The 23,260-nt window shown below is 61.7% G+C and carries 20 protein-coding genes and 1 riboswitch; of the genes, 11 read left to right on the top strand and 9 right to left on the bottom strand.

All coding sequences use genetic code 11. The features are described 5' to 3' along the window. The first annotated feature begins 26 nt into the window (after window positions 1-26). Window positions 27-1,466: an amino acid permease gene (locus QMY55_RS17900; RefSeq protein WP_283485499.1), complete on the top strand. Its 1,440-nt coding sequence runs from the start codon at window positions 27-29 to the stop codon at window positions 1,464-1,466. A 52-nt stretch (window positions 1,467-1,518) separates the two neighbouring features. Next, window positions 1,519-2,997 (top strand): NAD-dependent succinate-semialdehyde dehydrogenase, encoded by a 1,479-nt coding sequence (locus QMY55_RS17895; RefSeq protein WP_283485498.1) that lies wholly within the window; start codon window positions 1,519-1,521, stop codon window positions 2,995-2,997. Window positions 2,998-3,047: 50 nt separating this feature from the next. On the opposite strand, the gene QMY55_RS17890 is transcribed toward QMY55_RS17895, so the two are convergent. From QMY55_RS17890 to rpsT, 3 genes are all read right to left on the bottom strand, one after another. Continuing rightward, entirely contained in the window at window positions 3,048-4,463 is a 1,416-nt protein-coding gene (locus QMY55_RS17890; protein ID WP_283485497.1) for an MATE family efflux transporter, read from the bottom strand. Between the two features lie 110 nt (window positions 4,464-4,573). After that, the gene (gene mqo / locus QMY55_RS17885; protein ID WP_283485496.1) at window positions 4,574-6,268 is read right to left on the bottom strand and encodes a malate dehydrogenase (quinone); all 1,695 of its coding nucleotides are present in this window, start codon (window positions 6,266-6,268) and stop codon (window positions 4,574-4,576) included. 329 nt (window positions 6,269-6,597) lie between these two features. After that, the gene (rpsT, locus tag QMY55_RS17880; RefSeq protein WP_218240562.1) at window positions 6,598-6,891 is read right to left on the bottom strand and encodes a 30S ribosomal protein S20; all 294 of its coding nucleotides are present in this window, start codon (window positions 6,889-6,891) and stop codon (window positions 6,598-6,600) included. A gap of 232 nt (window positions 6,892-7,123) precedes the next feature. Between rpsT and murJ the strand changes: the two genes are divergently transcribed. Next, window positions 7,124-8,689 (top strand): murein biosynthesis integral membrane protein MurJ, encoded by a 1,566-nt coding sequence (murJ, locus tag QMY55_RS17875; RefSeq protein WP_283485495.1) that lies wholly within the window; start codon window positions 7,124-7,126, stop codon window positions 8,687-8,689. 103 nt (window positions 8,690-8,792) lie between these two features. Beyond that, entirely contained in the window at window positions 8,793-9,641 is an 849-nt protein-coding gene (locus QMY55_RS17870; protein ID WP_283485494.1) for a SirB1 family protein, read from the top strand. 46 nt (window positions 9,642-9,687) lie between these two features. On the opposite strand, the gene QMY55_RS17865 is transcribed toward QMY55_RS17870, so the two are convergent. Beyond that, window positions 9,688-10,749 carry an AI-2E family transporter gene (locus QMY55_RS17865; protein WP_283485493.1) on the bottom strand — a complete coding sequence of 354 codons (1,062 nt, stop codon included), beginning with the start codon at window positions 10,747-10,749 and terminating at the stop codon, window positions 9,688-9,690. Window positions 10,750-10,785: 36 nt separating this feature from the next. Continuing rightward, window positions 10,786-11,838, bottom strand: coding sequence for a phosphoribosylformylglycinamidine cyclo-ligase (gene purM / locus QMY55_RS17860; RefSeq protein ID WP_283485492.1), 1,053 nt, complete (start codon window positions 11,836-11,838; stop codon window positions 10,786-10,788). Between the two features lie 357 nt (window positions 11,839-12,195). Between purM and hda the strand changes: the two genes are divergently transcribed. The 5 genes from hda (at window position 12,196) to QMY55_RS17835 (ending at window position 17,533) form a co-directional block, all read left to right on the top strand. Further along, a complete protein-coding gene (gene hda, locus QMY55_RS17855) occupies window positions 12,196-12,894 on the top strand; it encodes a DnaA regulatory inactivator Hda (RefSeq protein ID WP_283489004.1) in 699 nt (232 codons plus the stop codon). Window positions 12,895-12,972: 78 nt separating this feature from the next. Next, the gene (locus tag QMY55_RS17850; RefSeq protein ID WP_283485491.1) at window positions 12,973-13,677 is read left to right on the top strand and encodes an HAD family hydrolase; all 705 of its coding nucleotides are present in this window, start codon (window positions 12,973-12,975) and stop codon (window positions 13,675-13,677) included. Continuing rightward, on the top strand, window positions 13,674-15,242 hold the full coding sequence (pcnB, locus tag QMY55_RS17845; RefSeq protein WP_283485490.1) for a polynucleotide adenylyltransferase PcnB: 1,569 nt from the start codon (window positions 13,674-13,676) through the stop codon (window positions 15,240-15,242). Before QMY55_RS17850 ends, pcnB begins: the two co-directional genes overlap by 4 nt. Next, entirely contained in the window at window positions 15,235-15,756 is a 522-nt protein-coding gene (folK, locus tag QMY55_RS17840) for a 2-amino-4-hydroxy-6-hydroxymethyldihydropteridine diphosphokinase (protein WP_283485489.1), read from the top strand. The genes pcnB and folK overlap by 8 nt, the downstream gene beginning before the upstream one ends. A gap of 319 nt (window positions 15,757-16,075) precedes the next feature. Then, on the top strand, window positions 16,076-17,533 hold the full coding sequence (locus QMY55_RS17835; protein ID WP_283485488.1) for an ArnT family glycosyltransferase: 1,458 nt from the start codon (window positions 16,076-16,078) through the stop codon (window positions 17,531-17,533). A 27-nt stretch (window positions 17,534-17,560) separates the two neighbouring features. Here QMY55_RS17835 and QMY55_RS17830 read toward each other — a convergent pair whose 3' ends face one another. Both QMY55_RS17830 and QMY55_RS17825 read right to left on the bottom strand, forming a co-directional pair. Then, window positions 17,561-18,529: a Bug family tripartite tricarboxylate transporter substrate binding protein gene (locus QMY55_RS17830; RefSeq protein WP_283485487.1), complete on the bottom strand. Its 969-nt coding sequence runs from the start codon at window positions 18,527-18,529 to the stop codon at window positions 17,561-17,563. Window positions 18,530-18,650: 121 nt separating this feature from the next. Further along, on the bottom strand, window positions 18,651-19,697 hold the full coding sequence (locus tag QMY55_RS17825; protein ID WP_283485486.1) for a CDP-6-deoxy-delta-3,4-glucoseen reductase: 1,047 nt from the start codon (window positions 19,695-19,697) through the stop codon (window positions 18,651-18,653). Between the two features lie 108 nt (window positions 19,698-19,805). Here QMY55_RS17825 and QMY55_RS17820 point away from each other — a divergent pair, with 108 nt between their 5' ends. Next, window positions 19,806-20,762: an SDR family oxidoreductase gene (locus QMY55_RS17820; protein ID WP_283485485.1), complete on the top strand. Its 957-nt coding sequence runs from the start codon at window positions 19,806-19,808 to the stop codon at window positions 20,760-20,762. Window positions 20,763-20,854: 92 nt separating this feature from the next. Here QMY55_RS17820 and QMY55_RS17815 read toward each other — a convergent pair whose 3' ends face one another. Together QMY55_RS17815 and QMY55_RS17810 are read right to left on the bottom strand one after the other, a co-directional pair. Beyond that, on the bottom strand, window positions 20,855-21,523 hold the full coding sequence (locus tag QMY55_RS17815) for a DUF4124 domain-containing protein (RefSeq protein WP_283485484.1): 669 nt from the start codon (window positions 21,521-21,523) through the stop codon (window positions 20,855-20,857). 134 nt (window positions 21,524-21,657) lie between these two features. After that, window positions 21,658-22,179, bottom strand: a complete 522-nt coding sequence (locus QMY55_RS17810) for a hypothetical protein (protein WP_283485483.1) — start codon at window positions 22,177-22,179, stop codon at window positions 21,658-21,660. A gap of 260 nt (window positions 22,180-22,439) precedes the next feature. Further along, window positions 22,440-22,608: riboswitch (FMN riboswitch) on the top strand. A 91-nt stretch (window positions 22,609-22,699) separates the two neighbouring features. Between QMY55_RS17810 and QMY55_RS17805 the strand changes: the two genes are divergently transcribed. Further along, complete coding sequence (locus QMY55_RS17805; RefSeq protein WP_283485482.1) at window positions 22,700-23,242, top strand: 6,7-dimethyl-8-ribityllumazine synthase; 543 nt, start codon at window positions 22,700-22,702, stop codon at window positions 23,240-23,242. Window positions 23,243-23,260: the final 18 nt, after the last annotated feature.

Here is a 23,260-nt window from a genome sequence, read left to right as displayed (position 1 = left end):
TCAAAACGATGGAGACAAACATCATCATGCAGACCGATACCCGCTCATCCCCGCCCGACGGTGGCAACGCCCTGAGCAGCGCCCTCAAGACCCGGCACCTCACCATGATGTCCATTGCCGGCGTCATCGGTGCCGCCCTGTTTGTGGGCTCCGGCAGTGTCATCGCCCAGGCTGGGCCTGCCTCCGTGCTGGCCTATCTGGCCGGGGGTGTTTTGGTGATTCTCATCATGCGCATGCTGGGGGAAATGGCTACGTCTTCCCCGGATACAGGCTCGTTTTCCACCTATGCCGAAAAAGCCATAGGCCGCTGGGCCGGTTTCACCATCGGCTGGTTGTACTGGTGGTTCTGGACGCTGTTGATGGCATGGGAGGCCTATGTAGCGGGCCTCATCCTGCATGACTGGTTTCCGGCCATCAGCGTCAACCAGTTCACGGCCATCATGACGGGGCTGCTGATCCTGGTGAATTTTTTGCAGGTGCGCAACTACGGCGAGTTCGAGTTCTGGTTCGCGCTGATCAAGGTGATAGCCATCACGGCCTTCATCGCTCTGGGCACACTGGCCGTGCTCAAGCTCTGGCCGCTGGGTGAAGCCCGGGGCTGGAGTGCTCTCACCGCACATGGCGGCTTCATGCCCAACGGCATCGGTTCGCTGGCCGTGGCCTTGTTAGGCGTGATGTTCGCTTTTTTGGGGGCGGAGATCGTCACCATCGCGGCCTCCGAGGCTCAGAACCCTGCTGAGCAGATCGTGCGCGCCACCAATTCCGTGGTCTGGCGCATCTGCCTGTTCTATATCGGCTCCATCTTCCTGATCGTCTGCCTGGTGCCCTGGAATGATCCGCATCTGGGTCAGTCAGGCTACGGCTCTTATCGCCGCACGCTGGAGTTGCTGGGCGTACCCGGCGCCAAGTGGCTGATGAGCTTTGTGGTGCTGACCTCGGTGAGCAGCTGCTTTATCTCGGCGCACTATACCTGCTCGCGCATGCTGTATTCCCTGTCCCGCCGTGGCGATGCGCCCGCGATTTTGCAGCGCACGCGTGCCAATGGGACGCCGGTCTATGCGGTGCTGCTGTCCTGCGTGATGGCGGTTGCCGTGGCCGTGCTGAACTTCTTTGAGTCCATGCGCCCCCGAGACATTCTGGACCTGCTGATGAACAGCACCGGCATGATCGCCATGCTGGTCTATCTGGTGGTGGCCTGCTCCCAGCTCAAGATGCGCCGCAAGCTGGAGAGCGAAGGCCGCGAGATTCGCCTGAAGATGTGGCTATTCCCCTGGCTGACCTATCTGGTGATTGTCTTCATTGTCGTCTCGCTGGTGGTGATGCTGTTTGTCGATCAATACCGTCCCCTGGTGCTCTCTACGGGCTTTGCCGCGCTGGTCATTGTGTGCGCTGGCATCTGGGTGCAACTGTGCGCCACGCGCAAGAGCAGGGCGGATTCGCTGCCGACACTCGTACCGCAGGTCTGAGTGCATCGTCTGCCGACCTGCTGTCTTCTACCCGTCACTCGCATTTATTTGTATGAAACTGAATCCTAATCCGCTGGCTTTGCTCGGCGATCCCAGTCTGCTGCGCACTGATGCCTATATCGATGGCAACTGGGTTGGTGGCTCAAACCGTTTCCCCGTGCATGATCCCGCGACGGGCCAGCATCTGGCCGATGTGGCCTGCCTGGGCGTTGCGGAGACCGAGCAGGCCATCGCGGCGGCCAATGCGGTGCTGCCGAGCTGGCGAGCCAAGACGGGCAAGGAGCGCCATGCCGTGTTGATGCGCTGGTTCCAGCTGTTGGTCCAGCACCAGGACGATATCGCCCGCATCATGACCGCCGAACAGGGCAAGCCCTTTCCCGAAGCCAAGGGCGAGGTGGTCTATGGAGCCAGCTTTGTCGAATGGTTTGCCGAGGAGGCCAAACGCAGCAATGGCGAAACCCTGCCTCAGTTCGACAACAACCGGCGTCTGCTGGTGATTCGCCAGCCGATTGGTGTGTGTGCGGCCATCACGCCGTGGAACTTCCCTTTGGCCATGATCACCCGCAAGGTGGCGCCGGCTCTGGCGGCAGGTTGCACCGTGGTCATCAAACCTGCCGAGTTGACACCGCTGACGGCCTTGGCCGTCACCGAGCTGGCGGCTCGCGCCGGTTTCCCTGCCGGTGTGCTCAATGTGCTCACCAGCGATGCTGCCGGCAGCATTGCCGTGGGCAAGCAGCTGTGCGAGAGCGATGTGGTGCGCCACCTGAGCTTCACGGGTAGCACCGAAGTCGGGCGCCTGCTGATGGCTCAGTGCGCGCCCACGGTCAAGAAGCTGGCGCTGGAGCTGGGGGGCAATGCTCCGTTCATCGTGTTCGATGATGCGGACCTGGAGTCTGCCGTTGAAGGGGCCGTCGCCAGCAAGTACCGCAATGCAGGCCAGACTTGCGTGTGCGCCAATCGCATTTATGTGCAAGACGGTGTTTATGAGCGCTTTGTGGAGCTGTTTGCTGCCAGAGTCCGGACGCTGAAGGTGGGCAACGGCTTTGAATCCGGTGTGACCCAGGGTCCGCTGATTGAGCCCGCAGCGCTGGACAAGGTGCAGCGTCATATCGATGACGCCGTGGCCAAGGGCGGCCGCATTGTGGTTGGTGGTCAGCGTCTGCAAGGGCAGTTCTTCGCCCCCACAGTCATTGCCGATGCCCATGCCGGCATGCTGGTGGCGCGCGAGGAAACCTTCGGTCCGCTGGCGCCTGTCTTCCGCTTTGCGACCGAGCAGCAAGCCATTGATGCGGCCAATGCCACCGAATTCGGTCTGGCCAGCTATTTCTACAGCCGGGATGTGGGGCGCATCTTCCGTGTGGGGGAGGCGCTGGAGTACGGCATGGTCGGTGTGAATGCCGGCGTCATCGCCACCGAGCATGTGCCCTTTGGCGGCGTCAAACAGTCGGGTCTGGGTCGTGAAGGCTCGCGTCACGGCCTCGATGAATATCTGGAAATCAAGTACCTGTGCATGGGGGATGTGCTGCGGTGAGCGGCTCGCTGCATTGCGCATGAAAAAACCGCCCGGGGGCGGTTTTTTGCTCATGGCGAGCATGTTGCCGATGGCTGATGGGCGCTGTCGTCCCGCTTGGGCGAGGTCATGCTTAGCAGCCTAGCCTGGCGCCAAGAGCCCCAGTGGTAATAGGCCAGGGACAGCAGCATGGACACCAGGGCGCTGAGCGGAAAGCTCCACCACAGCGCGTCCAGCCCCCATAGCGGCTGCAGTCTCCAAGCCAGGGGTAGGCGCACGCCCCACAGGGCCAGGGCCAGGATGGCCAGCGGCACCAGCACGACGCCCGTGGAGCGCACCACGCCCGAGAGCACGTTGCTGACACCCAGCAGCAGGAACGAGCCCAGCACAATGCGGTTGATGTGGAGCGCGGGCTCGAGGGCCGCGCTGGCTTCAGGCAGGAACAGGGCCAGCACCGGGCGCTCGAAAACCAGGACCAGAGCCACGCAGCAGCCGGTAAGCAGCAGGTGGCAGAGCACTCCGGCGCGGGTTGTGCGGGCCACGCGGGGCCAGTGACCAGCGCCCACGTTCTGGGCGGCGATGGTGGAGCAGGCCGAGGCCACGGCAATCGCCGGCATCTGCACATAGGCCCACAATTGCAGGGCCGCGCTATAGGCGGCCGCAGCCTGGGTGCCATGGGCGTTGACCAGGGCCAGCATCAGTACCAGGCTGAGCGAGACCACCAGCATCTGCAGGCCCATGGGTAGGCCCTTGATGACCAGGCAGCGCAGCAGCTCAGGCACAGGCCGCCAATGGCGGCGCTGGCGCCAGCCTATCCACAGCGGCAGGCGCTGCCAGCGCAGCCAGGCCAGCAGGCCCGCAAGGCCCAGGCTGTTGGCCACCAGGGTGGCCAGTGCCGAGCCTGCCATGCCAAGGCCTGGCAGGGGGCCGGCGCCGAAGATGAACAAGGGGTTGAGCAGGGCATCGCCCAGGGATACGGCCAGCAGGGCCACAAAAGGCGTGCGGCTGTCGCCCGTGCCGCGTAGCACGGCGGCCGCGAAGATCAGCAGCAGCATGGGCGGCAGCGCGAGAAACAGCACTCTCAAATAGTCAACGGCCAGGGCTGTGGTGGCTGGCTCAGCCCCCATGGCGAGCAGCAGGGGGGCGGCCAGCGGCCAGCCCAGAGCTGCCATCAGCAGCGCAGCGCCCAGAAACAGGCTGGCGCTGCTGCCCGTGATGCGGCGCGCCAGGGCCCAGCGACCCGCACCCACGGCCTGGGCTACCAGCAGATTGCTGGCCTGGCTGATGCCAAAGACCAAGGCGATCAGTACGAACAGCAGATTGTTGGCATGCACGGCTGCGGACAGCGCGGCCTCGCCCAGGTAGTGCCCGATCCAGAAGGCATTGACCGAGGTATTGAGCGACTGCAGCACATAGCCGCCCCACAGAGGCAGGGAAAAACGCAGCAGGGCGCGGCCTATCGGTGCGTGGATCAGTGGCTGGTGCATGGAGAAAAGGAGGTAGCAGAACCTCAAGCGGCGGGCTCCGCAAGAAAAAACCCCGCGCGGCACAGGCCGGCGGGGCGGGCACCGACGGGGCGGTGCGGGGAGAGCAGGGCTTAGAGCGCCTGCATTTCCTTGTTCAGCTGCGTGGGGTTCTGGGGCGCGGCAGCAGGAGCGGGAGCCGCTTCGGCCTTCTTGCCCAGATCGGCAGGAACATCCACATAGGGCAGCTTCAGGGCCGAGCTGGTCATGCGGCGGATCTCGTTGGTATAGGCTGCATCCTCGTTGATCTTGCGGCCGTAGGAGGGCACGATCTGCTGGATGTGAGCCTTCCACTCGCTGCTGGCCATCTGCTCGGGGAAGGACTTCTTGAGCAGGTTCAGCATGATGTGGGGAGCGGTCGAGGCGCCGGGCGAGGCACCCAGCAGGGCGGCGATGCTGCCGTCTTCCGAGCCCACGATTTCGGTGCCGAACTGCAGCACGGCGCCTTTTTCAGGGTCGCGCTTGATGATCTGCACACGCTGGCCGGCGGTGACCAGCTTCCAGTCCTCGCGCTTGGCCTCGGGGAAGTACTGGGCCAGTACGGCCTGACGGTCTGCGTCGGTCAGCTCGGCCTGCTGCATCAGGTACTGGACCAGGTCCAGGTTGTGGATGCCTACGCGCAGCATGCCCATCAGATTGTCATGGGTGACCGAGGAGAACAGGTCCCACCAGGAGCCGTTCTTGAGGAACTTGGTGGTGGCCAGTGCAAAGGGGCCGAACAGCACCACGGGCTTGCCGTCGAGCTGGCGCGCGTCCAGATGGGGCACGGACATGGGAGGCGAGCCGGTGGAGGCAATGCCGTAGGCCTTGACGTCGTGGCGCTTGGCCAGCTCGGGGTTCTCGATGGCCAGGAACTGGCCGCCCACGGGGAAGCCGGCGTAGTTCTTGGATTCGGGGATGCCCGAGGCCTGCAGCAGCTTGAGTGCGGCACCGCCGGCACCGACGAAGACGAACTTGGCCTTGACGGTCTTTTCCTGGCCGCCCTTGGCCAGATCGGCCACGGTCACGTTCCAGGTCTTGTCGGCGTTCTGGCGCAGGGCCGTGACTTCGCTTTGCAGGTGCAGCTGGAAGTTGGGGCCCTTCTGGAGCGAGGCCATCAACTGCTCGGTCCAGACGCCATGGTTCACGTCGGTGCCCAATGGCATGTAGGTGGCGGCGATCTTCTGGCTCGGGTCGCGGCCTTCGATCATCAGCGGGGCCCACTTCTTGATCTGTGCCTGGTCTTCGGAGTACTCCATGCCGTAGAACAGAGGGTTCTGGACCAGGGCCTGTTGGCGCTTCTTGAGGAAGGCGATGTTGTCATCACCCCAGACGAAGCTCATATGAGGCGTGGCGTTCACGAAAGTCTCGGGCGACTGCAGGTGGCCGCGGCCGACCTGGTGGGCCCAGAACTGACGCGTCACCTCGAACTGCTCGGCAATGCCAATGGCACGCTTGGTTTCCACGCTGCCGTCGGGCAGTTGTGGCGTGTAGTTGAGTTCGGCAAAGCCCGAGTGGCCGGTGCCGGCGTTGTTCCAGCCGTTGGAGCTTTCCAGGGCCACGCCGTCCAGGCGTTCGAAGACCTCGATCTTCCAGTCAGGCTGCAGCTCCTGCAGGTAGGTGGCCAGCGTGGTGCTCATCACGCCGGCACCGACCATCACCACATCGACGGGCTGTTCGTTCTCGGCCTTGGGGACGGAGCGGGGGAACAGTGGCCAAAATAAAAACAATAGCGCGGCCAGAACCAGGGCCGCGACGGCTCCGAGTCCTGCTTTGATCGACTTTTTCATGACTTTTTCTAGACTTGACGACAAAAAAAGCCTGCAGGCAGGCGGCAGGCTTTTTGCGAAGATACGGGGGGCAAGTCCTATAAAAGACATCAGACTCCCCGACTTGGGGATTGTCCTAGGGAAGTCAAAATCTGACGCTAATCAATTCGTATTAGGGCGCTTTGTGTTAGGTGTGGGGCGAGTCTGTACATGCCTTGATGAAGCAGTCACCCCTGTCGGGCGCAGACAACAAAAAAACCGCCCGAAGGCGGTTTTGATGTTTTTGCTGACAGCGCACCCGTTACAAACGGCAGATGACCGAGGTCATCCGTGCTTGAGGGAGGCAGGTATTAAGCAGCCAGAGCCAGGGCCTTGACCTTGGCGGACAGGCGGCTCTTATCGCGAGCAGCCTTGTTCTTGTGGAAGATGCCCTTGTCGGCGATCGTGTCGATCACGGACTGAGCCTTGGCAAACAGTTCAGCTGCCTTGGTCTTGTCGCCGGCCACAACAGCCTTCTCGACATTCTTGACAGCAGTACGGTACTTGGAACGCAGCGAAGTGTTCGCAGCGTTCAGCTTGACGTTCTGGCGGGCGCGCTTGCGGCCGGAAGCCAGGCGGGGGTTCTTTTTGGCTTTAGTTGCCATGATTTATTTCCTTGTGTCTGAGGATGATGTCAGCAAAACCGTGGATTGTATCACCCCCTGTGCGGCTTTGCCGCTTCCCCCTTTAAGGGGACGACATCCTCGCGGCGGGGCGGCCCTTGCTCGATGTCTCTGTGTTGGGCCGTGTCTGGTTTGAGATCGCTGGATTGCTACAGCGTGAAAAGCGCCGCAAATCAGCCTGCAGCGCTTGGCATGAACGCATACACTTCGCTGCGTGTCACTGTTCAAAGCCGCCTCCACCGTATCCCTTCTGACGCTGGCCTCCCGTATTTCGGGGCTGGTGCGCGATCTGCTCATGGCCTCCATGTTCGGGGCCAATGCCCTGACAGATGCCTTCAATGTCGCTTTCAGAATTCCCAATCTCTTCCGGCGCCTGTTCGCCGAAGGGGCCTTCAGCCAGGCCTTTGTGCCGGTGCTGGCCGCCAGCAAGACCCAGCATGGGGAGGAGGCCACGCACAAGCTGATCAGCCATGTGGCCACCATGTTGTTCTGGGTCCTGGTGGTGGTATGTGTGCTGGGGGTGCTGGGCGCGCCCGTGCTGGTCTGGCTGCTGGCCAGCGGCATGCGTCAGTCGCCTGAGGGTTATCAGGCTGCGGTGGTGATGACGCGCTGGATGTTCCCCTACATCGGCTTCATGTCGCTGGTGGCCTTGTCGGCGGGCATTCTCAATACCTGGAAGAAGTTTGCCGTGCCGGCGGCCACGCCCGTGCTGCTCAATCTCAGCATGATTGTGGCGGCCCTGCTGGGAGCGCCCTGGCTGGAAAAGCATGGCCTCGAGCCTATTTACGCAATGGCGGGCGGCGTGATGCTGGGTGGCGTGCTGCAGCTGGCGGTGCAGATTCCTGCGCTGCGCTCCATGTCGCTGATGCCGCGCATCGGCTTTTCGCCATCCGCCATTCGCGAGGCCTGGGATGAAGCTGGCGTGCGCCGCATTCTGGCGCTGATGGGGCCGGCGCTGCTGGGCGTGGGGGTGGCCCAGATCTCGCTGATGATCAATACCCAGATTGCGTCGTACATGGCGCCAGGCAGCGTGACCTGGCTGTTCTATGCCGACCGTCTGATGGAGTTCCCGACCTCGCTGCTGGGCGTGGCCCTGGGTGTGGTGCTGACGCCGCAGCTGGCCTCTGCCAAGGCGGCGGGCGATGCACAGCGCTACTCGAACATGCTGGATTGGGGGTTGCGCCTGGTGGTGCTGCTGGCCGTGCCTTGCGCCGTGGGTCTGCTGACCTTTGCGACACCTCTGGTGGCCACGCTGTTCCATCGCGGAGCGCTGCATGACAGCGATGTGGGCCAGATTGCATTGGCCCTCATGGGCTATGGTGCGGGCTTGCTGGGTCTGGTGGCGATCAAGGTGCTGGCACCCGGCTACTACGCCAGCCAGGACATTCGCACCCCGGTCAAGATCGCCATCGTGGTGCTGGTCATCACCCAGTTGCTGAATCTGGTGCTGGTGCCCTGGCTCAAGCACACGGGGCTGGCTCTGTCTATCGGTCTGGCGGCGCTGGTCAATGCGACCTGGCTGCTGACGGGCTTGTTGCGCCGCGGCGTGTATCAGCCTCAGCCGGGCTGGATCAAATTCATCGTACAGGTGCTGGCTGCCAGTGTGCTGCTGGCCGTGCTGCTGCTCTGGGGCAGCCAGCATTTCGACTGGGTGGGGTTGCGCAGCCAGAGCCTGCTGCGTGCAGGTCTGCTGGCCGCCATGATGGTGGGCGCGGCGGTGCTGTACTTTGGCGTGCTGCGCATTGCGGGGCTGAATATTCGCCAGCTCTTGCGTCGCTAAACGGTCTGGGGCCTCAAAAAAATGAGCGGCTGGCGCAGGTTCTGCCTGCGCATCAGGGGTATTGCGCTTGTCACGGGGTTGTAGGCAGCTTACAAAGTCGTCTATGAGCTGGACGATTGATGAGCACCCCACGGCCCTGCAGTACTTTGCCTCCCTGGTGCAGAGCGATGAAAACTTTGCGCTGATGGAGGCGGCGATCAGCATCGCCCAGGATGCCGAGCCAGACCTGGACCTGCAGGCCGTGATGGCCGAACTGGACCGGCTGCAGGTACGCCTGCAGCAGCGCCTGTCAGGCGAGACCGATCCTTTGCGCCAGCTCAGCGTGCTCAACAAGTTCTTCTATGGCGAGCTGGGCTTTGCCGGCAACCTCAACAACTACTACGACCCGGCCAACAGCTATATCCACCATGTGCTGGGCACGCGGCGCGGCATTCCCATCAGCGTCGCCCTGGTCTGGCTGGAGCTGGCCGGCAGCCTTGATCTGGCGGTGGAAGGCATCAGCTTCCCGGGCCACTTCATGGTCAAGGTGCTGCTGCCGCAAGGGCAGGTGGTACTGGACCCGCTGACCGGGGAGTCGCATTCGGCCAATGCCCTGGCCGAGCGGCTGCAACCTTTTCTCGATGAAGCCGGCATCCAGCCCGAGGAAGCTGCGCCTCTGGGCCTGTATCTGCAGGCTGCCAGCGCGCGTGACATCGTGGAGCGCATGCTGCGCAATCTGCAGGAAATTCATCAGTCCCAGCGCGACTGGGACATGCTGGTGGCGGTCATCAACCGCCTGATGCTGCTGCAGCCCGGGAAGCCGGAGCTGCTGCGCGAGCGGGGCATGGCCTATGCCCAAGGCGGGGTGAATGACAGAGCACTCGCAGATCTGGAGCGCTATGCGCAGACTGCACCTGAGTCTGAGATAGGTTTCATCCAGAAAACGATGAACAGCCTACGCAAGGTGCTATAGATTTTTCAAAGCATCTGGAATGCTCGCCAATTGGCGAGCAACTGGCTCAGACCAGCTTGACCGCTTCCAGCTCTTTCTTGAGATAGGCGTAGAACAGCGGCGCAGCCACCAGACCGGCCGGGCCGAAGACCGATTCGGCCACGAACATCACGGCCAGTAGTTCCCACACGCCCATATGCGTGCGCGTGCCTACGACCTTGGCGTTGATCACATATTCGGCCTTGTGAATCAGGATCAGAAACGCCAGGCAGGCCGCAGCCGCTGCTGGCGAGACCGACAGGCCGACGATGGTCAGAACCGTGTTGCACAGCAGATTGCCGACGATGGGAATCAGGCCGGCGAAAAAGGTCAGCGTGATCAGTGCGGGCGTGTAGGGCAGGCTCAGATCCCAGATGGGCAGCACGAACAGCAGGAACAGCGCGGTCAGCAGCGTGTTGAACGTGGCAATCCAGAACTGCGCGGCAACAATTTGGCGAAATGCCTCGCCGAAATACAGAATGCGCTGCTGCAATGCGGCCACCAGTGGCGGGCGGCGCAGCGATACAGGGCGCACCGCCGCCAGTGCGCCGATGATGATGCCCACATAGGCGTACAGCAGACCCGTCAGCCAGGTGCGGCCAGCGTTTGCCAGCATGCCGGCCTTGTTCGCCAGATAGTGGGACAGAAAGCGCTGGATTTCCTGGGAACCTTCGGGCAGCTGGTCGGCAATGTCCGAGGGCAGCTTGTCACGCAACTCCAGCACCGTTCCGGACAGATAGTCGAGCAGCTCCTTGTATTGCGCAGGCGCTTCGGTGATGTAGGTGCGGGTATGGGACAGGGCGCCGCTGAGCAGGGCCAGCGGTGCAAGAATGATGATGGCGGTTGCCGTGACCTGAGCCCAGTGCGGCAGGACGCCCGTAGGGCGTGGGCGCTTGTCCGCCCGGCTCAGCAATCGGGTTAGCGCCCGGGTCAGCAGGAAGCCGACACAGACGCAGAGCAGTCCCGGAAGAATGCCCTGGTGCATGACCAGCAGCAGCGCCGCCGCCATCAATAAATAGCTTGCCAGTATGACCTTGCTGGAAGGTGCTGGAGCCTGGGGAGCGATGGGAGCGGGTAGGTGCTGCGTCATGCAAGCTGAACAGGGCTGATGCGATAAGTAACTAGATTAGCGCACTTCAACCGGCTTGCCGGCGCCGATTTCGGTGATGGCGCCGATGGTGTAGACCTTCTCGCCCAGTTCGGCCAGCGTGGCTGTTGTGGCTTCGGCATCTTCGGCTGCCACCACCACCACCATGCCGATGCCGTTGTTAAATGTGCGGTTCATCTCGATGTCATCGATGCCGGCGGTCTTTTGCAGCCAGGCAAACAGCTCGGTCTGGGGCCAGCTGCCGGCCTTGAGGTGGGCGGCCGTGCCTTCGGGCAGCACGCGGGGAATGTTTTCCAGCAGGCCGCCGCCCGTGATGTGGGCCAGGGCCTTGATGGGGTGCTTGTCCAGCGCTGCCAGCACGTTCTTCACGTACAGGCGGGTGGGTTCCATGATGGCGGCCTTGAAAGGCTTGCCGTCCAGAGTCTCGGGCAGGCTGCCCTGGGCTTCGGCGCGCTCGATGCACTTGCGCACCAAGGAGAAGCCGTTGGAGTGCACGCCATGCGAGGCCAGGCCCAGTACCACATCGCCGGGCTTGACGTTCTGGCCGGACAGGATCTTGGACTTTTCCACGGCGCCGACAGCGAAACCTGCCAGGTCGTATTCACCGTCGGGATACATGCCGGGCATTTCAGCGGTTTCGCCGCCGATCAGTGCACAGCCGGACAGTTCGCAGCCCTTGGCGATGCCACCCACCACGGCAGCGGCGGTATCGACATGCAGCTTGCCGCAGGCGAAATAGTCGAGGAAGAACAGGGGCTCGGCGCCTTGCACCAGCACGTCGTTGACGCTCATGGCTACCAGATCGATGCCCACGGTGTCGTGCATATTCCACTCGAAAGCCAGCTTCAGCTTGGTGCCCACACCGTCGGTGCCGGATACCAGCACGGGCTCCTTGTAGCGCTTGGGCACTTCAAACAGGGCGCCAAAGCCACCGATGCCTGCCATCACGCCTTCGCGCATGGTCTTCTTGGCCAGCGGCTTGATGCGCTCGACCAGGGCGTCGCCCGCGTCGATGTCAACGCCAGCGTCTTTGTAGGAAATGGGAGTAGAGGAGGATGCGGAAGAGCTCATCGATGGATCCGGTGCAGGGGCGCCCTGGGTGGGCGGGAAACCCCGGGATTCTACGGCCCCAGTCCGTTCAGCGGGGGGCGCTTGGCATGCGCCAAAGGGTTTTGCTGGGCAATCATGGCCTCACGACAACATCGGCGTTAGGCAAAATCATCCCTGACGGGACCGGAGGCCGCCGCCGCAGACTAAAATTAGTACTTTTGTTACCGAGTGATCGCGCTGCTGCATTCCTGCGAGGCCTGATCTGAATGCGCGTCCGGGCTTTGTACCTTCCACATTGATGCTGATGAATCTCCTGCCAGATTTCGCCGCATGGGCTGTCGAATGCCCAGGAAAGGGGGCGCTGCGCGTATGTCGCAGATGAAGCAGCTGGCTCTGGATATCAGCATGGCGCCCGGCCCGACCCTGTCGCGGTTTTTCGTGGGCCCCAATGCCGCCCTGATCGACCATTTGCGTCATTGGGTGGGCGATGGTCAGCTGCGGCAGACAAGAACGCCAGTGCCCACTTATCTGTGGGGCGAGGCCGGATCTGGAAAGACCCATTTGCTCAAGGCCGTGCGCGAGGCGCTGCGTGAGCAGGGTGCCACAGTGGGCTGGATGGATGCCAAGACGCCATTTCCGCGGGAGTTTGATGAGCGCTGGGTGGCGGTGCTGATGGACGATGTGGACATCTACACGCCTTTTCAGCAGGCTCGTGCCTTCAACTGGTTTGTGAATGCCACCAGTCCGGCCACAGGTCTGCCGCGCTGGGTGCTGGCTGCCGGGCAACTGCCCGTGGCCGATCTCAAGCTGCGTGAGGATCTGCGTACCCGCCTGGGCTGGGGTCATGTCTTTCAGTTGCATCTGCTGGACGAGCCGGCGCGCCGCGCCGTGCTGCGTCAGGAGGCCGATGCCCGTGGTGTGTTCCTGAGCGATGAAGTGATGGATTACATGCTCAGGCGCTTTTCGCGCGATCTGGGTTCGCTGATGCAGCTGCTGGACATGCTGGACGGTTTTGCCCTGCGCAACAAGCGCGCCATCACGATCCCGCTGCTCAAGACCATGCTGGAAACCGAGTGAGGCTGTGCGCTCCGCCTGGGACGTCCAGGGCTTTTCTCCCCGCTTTGGCCATGCCACGGCACTTTTTGTTGGATTTGCATGTCGACTTCTTCTGAATCGCCGAACAAGCCTAAGCTTGCGCTGTTTGACCTGGACCACACTTTGCTGCCACTGGACTCCGACCATGGCTGGGGTGAGTTCTCCATCGCCATTGGCTGGTGCGAGCGTGAGGCTTTTGGCCGCCAGAACGACGCATTTTTTGATGACTATCTGGCCGGAAGGCTCAATATTCCCGATTACGTGCGCTTTGCCACGGCCGCCGTGGTCGAACGTGGCGAGGCCGAATCGATGGCAGCACATCGGCGCTTCATGGACGAGGTGATTCGTCCCGCGATGAAGCCCGCTGCCATAGCGCTGGTGCAAAAGCATCTGGACGCGGGCGACACCGTGGTCATCACTTCGGCGACCAACGAATTTGTAACTGCCCCGATTGCCAAGGCTTTTGGGGTGCAGCATCTGCTGGCCACCGAGCTGGTGCGCGACGACAAGGGCTGGTTTACTGGCGAGATCGCCGGCGTGCCCAATATGCGTGAAGGCAAGGTGGTGCGCATGACCGAGTGGCTGAACGCGCGCGGTCAGCGCTGGGAGGAGGTGGAAACCACCTTCTACAGCGATTCCATGAACGATGTGCCGCTGCTTGAAAAAGTGGATCACCCAGTGGCGACCAACCCCGATGCGCGCTTGCGTGCCCTGGCCGAGGAACGCGGCTGGCGCATCGTGGACCTATTTAGCGAAGCACCATGATCAAGACCATTATTGACAAGCTGCTGGGCAAGGCGCCCGCAGCACCCCGCTCGCGCAAGCCTAAGTTCGGCAAACGTGATGAAGTGCCGGTTCAGGTGCATGGCATAGACCCGAATCTGGTGGACCGCCGTGCCATCGATGTGGTGCAGACGCTCAAGCGCTCGGGCTTTGAGGCCTATATCGTGGGCGGCGCCGTGCGCGATCTGCTGCTGGGCCTGCGTCCCAAGGACTTTGACGTGGCGACCAACGCCACGCCCGAGCAGGTCAAGAACCTGTTTCGTCGTGCCTTCATCATCGGCAAGCGTTTTCGCATCGTGCACGTGGTCTATGGCCGCGGCCGTGAAAACGAGGTGATCGAAGTCTCCACCTTCCGTGCTTTTCTGGACAACAGCGCTGCCGAACAGGTCAGCGGCAATGAGCGCACCAGCAAGAATCAGCTGGCAGGTCTCAAGCACGCCGTGGACGCCAGCGGCCGCGTGCTGCGCGACAACGTCTGGGGGCCGCAGGATCAGGATGCCACGCGCCGCGACTTCACCATCAATGCGATGTACTACGACCCCGAAACGCAAATCGTGGTCGACTATCACGGTGGCATCGCAGACGCCAAGAAGAAGGTGTTGCGCATGATCGGCGATCCGGCCACGCGCTACCGTGAAGACCCGGTGCGCATCATCCGTGCCGTGCGCTTTGCCGCCAAGCTCAATAGCAAGGGCTTCAAGCTCGAAGCCAAGACGGCCAAGCCCCTGGTGGAATGCGAGCCGCTGCTGAACGAGGTGCCGCAAAGCCGTCTGTTCGACGAAATGCTCAAGCTGCTGCAGACCGGCCATGCGATTGCCTCTGTGGCGCAACTGCAGGAGCTGGGTCTGTCGCGCGGCATCTATCCGCTGCTGGACGTGGTGATGGAGCGTGCCGGCCATCCGTTTGTGCAGGCTGCTCTCATGGATACCGACCGCCGTGTGGCCGAAGGCAAGCCCGTGGCTCCCAGCTTCCTGCTGGCCTGTGTGCTGTGGCAGGACGTCAAGCAGGGCTGGGAAAAGCGCCTGGGCAAGGGCTATCACCCCTTCCCAGCGCTGCAGGAGTCGATTGACGAGGTGTTCGAGCAGCGTATCGGCGATGTGTCGGGCCGCGGCAAGCTGGCTGCCGACATGCGCGAGATCTGGGTCATGCAGCCGCGCTTTGACAAGCGTACGGGGGCTACGCCTTACTCCATGGTGGCACAGCCGCGTTTCCGTGCCGGTTTTGACTTCATGCGCCTGCGTGCCGATATCGGCGAGGTCGAGGAAAGCCTGGCCAGTTGGTGGCAGGAGTTTTCGCAAGCCGATGATGCCCGCCGCGATGACCTGATCGCGCAGGCGCGTGACGAGCATCGTGCCCGCCAGCGTGCCCAGCAGCAGGCCGCGCCAAAGGTGCACCGCGTGACAAAGAAAAAGGCCGAGGGGGAGGGTGAAAGCAGCCCGCTGGATCAGGTCGCAGCAGAGGCTGAAGGCGATGCTCCCAAGAAGCGCCGCCGTCGCCGTCGCAAACCTGCTTCCGGTGCAACCCCTGCCGCAGGCGGCAATGACTGAGCTGCATTCCGGCCTGGCTACGGATGTGGTGGCCATTGGCCTGGGCGCCAATCTGGGGGACGCGAGAGGCACGCTGGCATGGTCCGTCCGGGCTATCGCAGCCTTGCCTCGAACGCAGTTGCTTGAGGTGTCGTCGCTCTACAGCACCAAGCCTGTGGATTCATCGGGGCCGGACTATCTGAATGCCGTGGCCCTGCTCAGGACGCAGCAAGCTCCTCTGGCATTCCTGCAGGCACTGCAGGCCATCGAGCTGCAGGCTGGGCGCGAGCGCCCTTACCGCAATGCACCACGTACGCTGGATCTGGATATCGAGCTGTGGGGTGCCTGGCAGTCGGATGCCCCGGAGTTGCTCGTTCCCCATCCCCGCATGTGGGAGCGTGCTTTTGTGCTGGTACCACTGGCCGAGATAGCTCCCCAGTGTGTGACCCCTGCACAACTGCAGCAAGTGCAGGGCCAAGGCATTGTGCGTAGCCAAGGGCCGCAATGGTGGCGACAGGAGCAAGTGCCAGCATAGTGATCCCCGCTTCATTATGAAAAGCCCAAGATTCTGTGTCTTGGGCTTTTTGCCATCTGAAAGCTGAACAGTCTTTCAGGCCCTTTTCACATTAAGCTGTTTTTCAGGAGCCGAGTGAATACTGCGCCCCATATTGATTGGGTGCAGAGGTGTTGGATGTCGAAAAAGCGGTGGCAACGAAGCGGTCGCGCCTGTCTCTCGTCATATGGATGCGAGGGTGAAAATGACTAAGGCATATCAAGCGTTGCTTGGGAGCAAGGGGCGTGTCTTGTTCGCCATTGCCCTTTGCTTGTGCAGCACGGCCTGGATCAGACCCTTGATGCTGCCCGATGAAGGCCGCTATGCATCGGTGGCCTGGGAAATGCTGGCTACTGGAGACTGGTTGACGCCAACGCTTAACGGTCTGCCTTTTTTTCACAAACCGCCATTGTTCTACTGGACTTCAGGTGCAGCCTTGGCCCTGACCGGGCACACGGCTTTTGCTGCAAGAGCCGGATCTCTGGTGGGCGCTGTCCTGGGCGCCTATGCGCTATACCTTTTTACCTTGCGCTGGTGTGGTGAAGAGAAGGCAGGGCGAACGGTGCCAGTCCTGCTGGCGCAGCCACTGTTCTTTCTGGGGGCGCAGTTTGCCAATCTGGATACCCTGGTCGCAGGCTGTATCACGGCAACCATTCTGTGCCTGGCCCATACGGCGCTGTGCTTCGAGTCGAACCAGGACTATCGAAGGTCACTGCTTCTGGCCTATCTGCTGGCCGCGTTGGGCGTGCTGGCCAAGGGGCTGATTGGTTTTGTGTTGCCAGCCATGGTCATTTTTCTGTGGCTGCTGGTGCGCAGGCGCTGGCGCAGCCTGTGGGCGTTGATCTCGTTGCCCGGCCTGTTGCTGTTTTTGCTGGTTGCTGCTCCTTGGTTTGTGCTGATGCAGCAAAGGTTTGATGGTTTTTTGCACTACTTCTTCATAGTGCAGCATTTCCAGCGCTTTGCGTCCGGGGGCTTCAACAATGTCGAGCCGTTCTGGTTCTATCCGGTAGCTCTTGCCGTTTGCAGTCTGCCTTGCCTGTTTTGGACCAAGAAAGCGTTTTCCCGCAGCTACTGGCGGGCTGCAGATGGAGTGTTGCCCGATGTCCGTCTGTTGATGGGGCTGACGGTCATTTGCATTGTTCTGTTCTTTTCTTTACCGCAGTCCAAGCTGATCGGTTACATCATTCCCGCTGTGCCTGCCTTGGCCTGGCTGATGGCGGATCTCGCCTTTGAAATCATCCAGTCGGAACGGGCGCGCTGGTGGTGGAGTGTTTCGGTGCTGGCTAGCGCACTCATTGGTTTGGCCGTGGTTGGCGCGTTAGTCGTCAAGCAGAGCTACTCTGCCAAGCCTTTGAGCCTGGTCTTGCAGCAGCAGATCAAGCCCCAGGAGCCGGTCTATATGCTCAAGGAATATGTGTACGACCTGCCTTTTTATGCCCGGTTGAAGCAACCTGTGAAGATTGTGGAGGATTGGCAAAATGCGCGGCAGAGTCACCGTGACAACTGGCGTACGGAGTTGCTCGATGCGGCGGCGTTCAATCCAGTGTTGGCCAAGGCCACATTGTTGCCCATGGAGTCGGTGGGCATCAGCCTTTGCCAGGATGGCGGGGCATGGCTGATTGGACGCAGCGAAATGCCAAAGGACTTTCCATTTCTGGCTCAGGCCGAGCAGGTGACGGCCAGCCATGGACAGGTACTCTGGCACATCAACGCGCAGCAAGCCGAGGCGCTGGGCTGCGCAAAGGCAGGAAGCCAGTGACCGGCACCGGTTTCCTGCTTACTTTTATCAGTCCACCTTGGCGCCGGAGGCTTTGACGATGGGCTGGTACTTGGCTCGCTCCGCAGCCATGAACTTGTCGAATTCGGCAGGCGTGGATCCCACGGGTTCGGCCATCAGGGTATTGAAGCGGGTCTTGGTTTCAGGGGCTTGCAGGGCCTCGTTAAAGGCCTTGCTCAGCTTGTCCAGTACGGGCTTGGGCGTGCCGGCAGGAGCAACCAGGCCCCACCAGGTGTCAATCGCAAAGCCGGGATAGGTCTTGGACAGCGGTGGCACATTGGGCAGCAGGGGCGTCGCATTGAGCGAGGTCACCGCCAGGGCCACCAGCTTGCCGCTCTTGATGTTGGGGGCGGCTGCGGCCAGATTGTCGATGTTGAAATCGACCTCGCCCGACAGCAGAGCCAGCTGTGCAGGGTTGGCGCCACGGTAGGGCACGTGCAGCGCAAAAATGCCTGCCTTCTGCTTGAGCATCTCGCCTGCCAGGTGGCCTGCGGAGCCATTGCCACCGCTGCCGTAGTTGAGCTTGCCGGGATGGCTCTTGGCATAGGCGACCAGATCGGCCACGCTATGGATCTTGAGTTGCTCGGCCTTGGCTGCATTCATCACCAGCACATTGGGCACGCGCACCATTTGGGTGATGCCGGCAAAGTCCTTGCCCGCGTCATAGGGCATCTTGGTATAGAGCCAAGGGTTGACGGCGTGCGTCGCAGTCGCTGCCAAGCCAATGGTCATGCCGTCAGGGTTGGCCTTGGCGATGGCGTCGGCGCCGATATTGCCGCCGGCACCCGCCTTGTTGTCGATGATGACCACGCCCAGAGAGTCACGCACTCGCTCGGCCAGGGCGCGCGAGGTGATGTCCAGAGGGCCACCGGGCGCGTAGGGCACGATCAGACGGATGGGTTCTTGGGCCTGGGAGAGGGGAGAGGCCAAGGCAGCGACGGCCGCCATGACCGAGAGAAGGCTGTTTCTACGGTTCATGGCTGGCTATTGTGCAAAAAAATGCAACCCTGCCGGAGCAGGTAGTTATTCAAACAGGAATTTTGCGCGTAAACCCTGAGGTTCGGACATTTTCATCCGCAGGGTAGATGCAGCAAGCCGCTTACTTGTCCGCTTCGGAGGTGAAGGCGTCGGCGTAGAACTCTTCCTCGGGCAGCGCACGCTGGCTGGTATAAGCACTGCGCGCAGAATCCACCACGATGGGCGCGCCGCAGGCATAGACCTGATAGCCCGACAGATCGGCAAAGTCATCCAGTACTGCCTGGTGCACAAAACCGGTACGACCGGTCCAGCCGTCTTCGGCCAGGGCATCGGAAACCACCGGCACGTACTTGAATTGGGGCATGGAGGCCGTGTGCTCGGCAATCCAGTCGGCGTGGTAGAGGTCGCAAGGGCGGCGACCACCCCAGTACAGCGTGACGGGACGGTTGATACCCTTGTGGCGCATATGCTCGATCAGCGCCTTGATGGGTGCAAAGCCGGTGCCCGAGGCCAGCAAAATAATGGGTTTGTCCGAGTCCTCGCGCAGGAAGAAACTGCCGAACGGACCTTCCACACGGAGGATTTCCTTTTCCTTCATGGCGCCGAATACATGGTCGGTGAACTTGCCGCCGGGCATATGGCGGATATGCAGTTCCAGACCCGGAGCCGTGTCCTGCACATGGGGCGCCGTGGCCATGGAGTAGGCGCGGCGGGCGCCATCACGCAGGATGAATTCCACATACTGACCCGCGTGATACTGGAATTTTTCGCTGGCCGGCAGTTGCAGGCGCAACTGCATTACATCAGGCGACTTCTTTTCAAGCGCGGCTACGCGCACCGGCATTTTCTTGATGGGAAAAGAGCTGGCATCGGTCACCTGGCGCGACTCCAGCACCACATCGGTGCGGGGCGTGGCGCAGCAGGTCAGCACATAGCCACTGGCTTCCTCTTCGGCGGTCAGTGCCTTGTCCGAGTGGGTGCCGTGGCTGACTACACCGCTGAGCTTCTTGCACTTGCAGGAGCCACAGGCCCCGTCCTTGCAGCCGTAGGGCAGGCCTACGCCGGTACGTATGGCTGCGGCCAGAATGGTTTCTGTGCCCTGAGTGGCAAAAGCACGGCCGCTGGGCTGGACGGTAATTTCAAACGAAGCGTTGGCAATCTCGGTCATGACGTTTTGGTTATCCTTGAAGGCGTAACTGGCAGTCATTACCCGGTGTTGCTGCAATCGCAGCAGCGTGGATGACCCTCTATTCCGTTTACGCAGCAGGTTCCGATTTTGCCCTCAAACCAAAGCCCACTGGGCGCGCTACCGGCGCGCTTTCGTCGCGAACGTGTGCTCATCGTCGGCTATGGCGATATAGGCCGGCGCATCGCGCGCCGGCTGCTTGGCGACACCTCGGCTCGGCAGCCCATCGGGGTGCTGGCACTGAGCCGTGATGAAACGCGCATGCCAGGGCTGCGCATGCAGGCCTTGCATCCGCTCTGGGGTGATCTGGACCAGCCGAAAAGCCTGAGGCGACTGGCAGGCGTCGCAACCAGAGTGCTGTATCTGGCGCCGCCTGCCAATCTGGGAGAGGACGATGATGGCTGGAAGAGAGATGACCGCAGCAGCGCTTTGCTCATGGCGCTGAGGCGAGGCAGGGGGCCGCGCAGCCTGGTCTATGCCTCAACCTCGGGTGTCTATGGAGATTGCCGGGGCCAGTGGGTCGATGAAACCCGCAGCCCTGCCCCCACGACGGCCAGAGCCTGGCGACGCGTGCATGCCGAGCAAGGCATGCGCAGTGCAGGAAGGCAAGGTCTGCAGGGAATGCGTGTGAGCATATTGCGCATTCCGGGCATTTACGCGCCAGACCGCGAAGGAGGCACGCCACGTGCCAGGCTGCTGCGTGGCACGGCAGTGTTGCAGCCCGAGGATGATGTCTACACCAACCATATTCATGCGGAAGACCTGGCCCGTGCCTGTCTCAAGGCCTTGTGGCATGGCAGGCCGCAGCGCATCTATCACGCCAGCGACGACTCGCAGCTGAAGATGGGGGACTACTTTGACCTGGCGGCCGATCTCTATGGCCTGCCCAGGCCTCCACGCATTTCGCGTGAGCAGGCGGCTGCCGACTTGCCTGCCACGCTGCTGAGCTTTATGAGTGAGTCGCGACGCCTGCGCAATCAGCGGCTCAAGCTGGAGCTGGGCCTGAAACTGATCTATCCCACGGTGGAGCAAGGCCTGCGTAGCTGAACGACACGCCATGAATTGAAAAGCTGGTGCACACCAAGTGAGGGCAGCGGGCAAGCGCCTAGGTATTCCCGCCGCTCAGCAGGCGCAAACAGTCAGGGAATCGGGTGTACGCCACCACGGTTGTCATAGCAGCGAAAGACATTGCAATTGACGATTTTCGCGGGTGGCTGTGGCAGGGGGCGCACCAGGGGCGGCCGGGTCTGGCCATAGCCCCATTGCGGACGGTTGATGGCATTGGGTTGCAGCGCACGGGTCTGCTGCAACTGCTGATAGGCCGTGGCACCCAGGCAACTCATCTCCATCTGTGCCTGGGCCGCCTGGCTGCGCTCTCCCCAGGTGGAAACATCGGGGTCGGCCTCCGCCAGAATGGCGTTGTACCGTTCCCGTGCCTGCCTGCAGGCGGGGCTGTTTTCCAGATTGCTGCCGGCGCCGGCCTGGGCTCTGGCCGCAGCTTCGCGTTCCTTGCGCTCGGCGTCTTCGCGCTGACGGCGCTGGGCATCGTCACGAGCCATCTGGGCCTGGCTTTGCTGGCGAGCCTTGGCGGCTGCATCGCGCTCCTGAGCAATTTCCTGAGCGCTTTGAGCGGGCTGGACCTGCGTCGCCGTCTCGCGGTCAATGCAGCGGCCATTGGTGTAGGTCACCTCGCCGGTCTTGGTGTCTGTGCAGCGCATGACCTGGGCCGATGCATGTGGACTTGCACCAGACAGGATGCATGCAATCAGCCAAGCACCTGCGATTTCCGTCGTTGTACGGGAGCTCAAGTTGATGCTGAGGGAGGTTTTCCCGAGAAGCCTTGGCATGGACGACTCCTAGCATGATGTCGATAGGCTGGAATTCACATGCAATAGGTTACAGGGGAATCTCCAGCAGTGGAGCAGTCAGGTTCCATGAATCTTCAATCACCGTCTGCCTGCTTGTTAGGAGAGACTCTCCACTGCCTCTTCCACTCTTGTCCCGGTACGTTACGTCCCTGATCCCGACGCATTTGTTCCTGATCACGGCGGTTTTGCGATTGCTGGCGCTCCCATTCGCGGCGCTGCTGCTCCTGCATGCGTTGTTGATCACGATTCTGTTGCTCGCGATCGCGCTGTTGCTGGCGCTGCCATTGGTCACGTTCCCGGGCCTGGCGATCACGCTCGCGCATTTGCTGGTTGTATTCACGCTCGCGCTGCATGCGTTCCCGCTCGCGTTCGCGTGCGGCCCAGTCGCCGCGGTCATAGCCATAGCTGGGGTATACCGGCTGTGCGCCATAGATGGGAGTGCTAGGGTAACCATAGTTCCCGCCATAGCCGCCACCGTATCCGCCACCATAGCCTTCGTCCATGGTGACACACGCGGTACACAGCACAGCCAAAACTCCTGCTGTTGCCCAGCGGGTCGATGTACGAAAAATGGCTTGCAATGCCTGGGTTTTCATGGGCGTCCTTGCTTTTGAAATCGGCGCAACTGCCAGTCGGCAGCCATGGCTTGTCTTTTTTTAACGCACGGAGGTGCCACAAGGTTGACGAAGCATGGGTAGCTTACTCTTTTATTGATAGCTGCTTGCGCTTTCAGTATATGGCTTGGGTCCAGTTTTGCCTCAGGTTTTGATTTGACGCCTGCGTGACCCTATTGCCAGAAGTTGTGTCGAACCGTGGCTAGAATGATTCGGTCTTGTGGTGAACCTTCACCGCAAAGCAGCGTTCTCAGGGCGGGGTGCAATTCCCCACCGGCGGTATCTGCAGGCATGCATGGCATGGACTGCAGCAGCCCGCGAGCGCCTGCAGTCCCGTCTGGGCCTGCAGGGTCAGCAGATCTGGTGAGATGCCAGGGCCGACGGTCATAGTCCGGATGAAAGAGATCGCGCAGCATTTGCCTTGTTGCAGCAGCGCTGCCGCATGGGTGGATGTCATTGCGCACGCCCTGATTCATTGGCTCCATTTGTTTGATAGCAAACCATGAATCAGACCCCTATTTCCATGAACTTCGAAACCCACGCCACTTCCCAGGGTACGCCCTGGAAAGCCACGGCAGGCCGCAGCCGCATTGCCATCATCAGTGCCAGCTGGCACACCGAGGTGGTCTACCAGGCACGCGACGCCGCGCAGGCTGAGCTGCAGGCCCAGGGCGTGCAGGCAGGCAATATCACCCACTTCAGCGTGCCCGGCGCTTTCGAGATCCCTCTGCTGGCCAAGAAGCTGGCGCAAAGCGGCCGTTTTGATGCGGTGATCGCCACGGCCCTGATCGTCAACGGCGGTATTTACCGCCACGAATTCGTGACGACAGCCGTGATCGACGGCCTGATGCGCGTGCAGCTGGAGAGTGAAGTGCCCGTGTTTTCCGCCGTACTGACGCCGCGCGACTTCCATGAGCATGGCGACCATGTGGAGTTTTTCCGTCAGCACTTTGTGAAAAAAGGCGTGGAAGTGGCCCATGCCTGCCTGAGCACGCTGGACCAGCACGCCAAGGTGGACGCGCTGCTGCAGGCCAAGGCTGCCTGATCCCGTCCTTTTGCATGT

The organism is Comamonas resistens, assembly GCF_030064165.1.
Lineage (GTDB): Bacteria > Pseudomonadota > Gammaproteobacteria > Burkholderiales > Burkholderiaceae_C > Comamonas > Comamonas resistens.
The sequence above is the reverse complement of the archived record's forward strand: the minus strand, read 5'-3'. Positions and strand labels throughout refer to the sequence as shown.

Coding starts and splice junctions, on each gene's coding strand:
- QMY55_RS17900 (WP_283485499.1), top strand. CDS start 27: ATGCAGACCGATACCCGCTCATCCCCGCCCGACGGTGGCAACGCCCTG.
- QMY55_RS17895 (WP_283485498.1), top strand. CDS start 1,519: ATGAAACTGAATCCTAATCCGCTGGCTTTGCTCGGCGATCCCAGTCTG.
- QMY55_RS17890 (WP_283485497.1), bottom strand. CDS start 4,463: ATGCACCAGCCACTGATCCACGCACCGATAGGCCGCGCCCTGCTGCGT.
- mqo (WP_283485496.1), bottom strand. CDS start 6,268: ATGAAAAAGTCGATCAAAGCAGGACTCGGAGCCGTCGCGGCCCTGGTT.
- rpsT (WP_218240562.1), bottom strand. CDS start 6,891: ATGGCAACTAAAGCCAAAAAGAACCCCCGCCTGGCTTCCGGCCGCAAG.
- QMY55_RS17870 (WP_283485494.1), top strand. CDS start 8,793: ATGAGCTGGACGATTGATGAGCACCCCACGGCCCTGCAGTACTTTGCC.
- QMY55_RS17865 (WP_283485493.1), bottom strand. CDS start 10,749: ATGACGCAGCACCTACCCGCTCCCATCGCTCCCCAGGCTCCAGCACCT.
- purM (WP_283485492.1), bottom strand. CDS start 11,838: ATGAGCTCTTCCGCATCCTCCTCTACTCCCATTTCCTACAAAGACGCT.
- hda (WP_283489004.1), top strand. CDS start 12,196: ATGAAGCAGCTGGCTCTGGATATCAGCATGGCGCCCGGCCCGACCCTG.
- QMY55_RS17850 (WP_283485491.1), top strand. CDS start 12,973: ATGTCGACTTCTTCTGAATCGCCGAACAAGCCTAAGCTTGCGCTGTTT.
- pcnB (WP_283485490.1), top strand. CDS start 13,674: ATGATCAAGACCATTATTGACAAGCTGCTGGGCAAGGCGCCCGCAGCA.
- folK (WP_283485489.1), top strand. CDS start 15,235: ATGACTGAGCTGCATTCCGGCCTGGCTACGGATGTGGTGGCCATTGGC.
- QMY55_RS17835 (WP_283485488.1), top strand. CDS start 16,076: ATGCTGCCCGATGAAGGCCGCTATGCATCGGTGGCCTGGGAAATGCTG.
- QMY55_RS17830 (WP_283485487.1), bottom strand. CDS start 18,529: ATGAACCGTAGAAACAGCCTTCTCTCGGTCATGGCGGCCGTCGCTGCC.
- QMY55_RS17825 (WP_283485486.1), bottom strand. CDS start 19,697: ATGACCGAGATTGCCAACGCTTCGTTTGAAATTACCGTCCAGCCCAGC.
- QMY55_RS17810 (WP_283485483.1), bottom strand. CDS start 22,179: ATGAAAACCCAGGCATTGCAAGCCATTTTTCGTACATCGACCCGCTGG.
- QMY55_RS17805 (WP_283485482.1), top strand. CDS start 22,700: ATGAATCAGACCCCTATTTCCATGAACTTCGAAACCCACGCCACTTCC.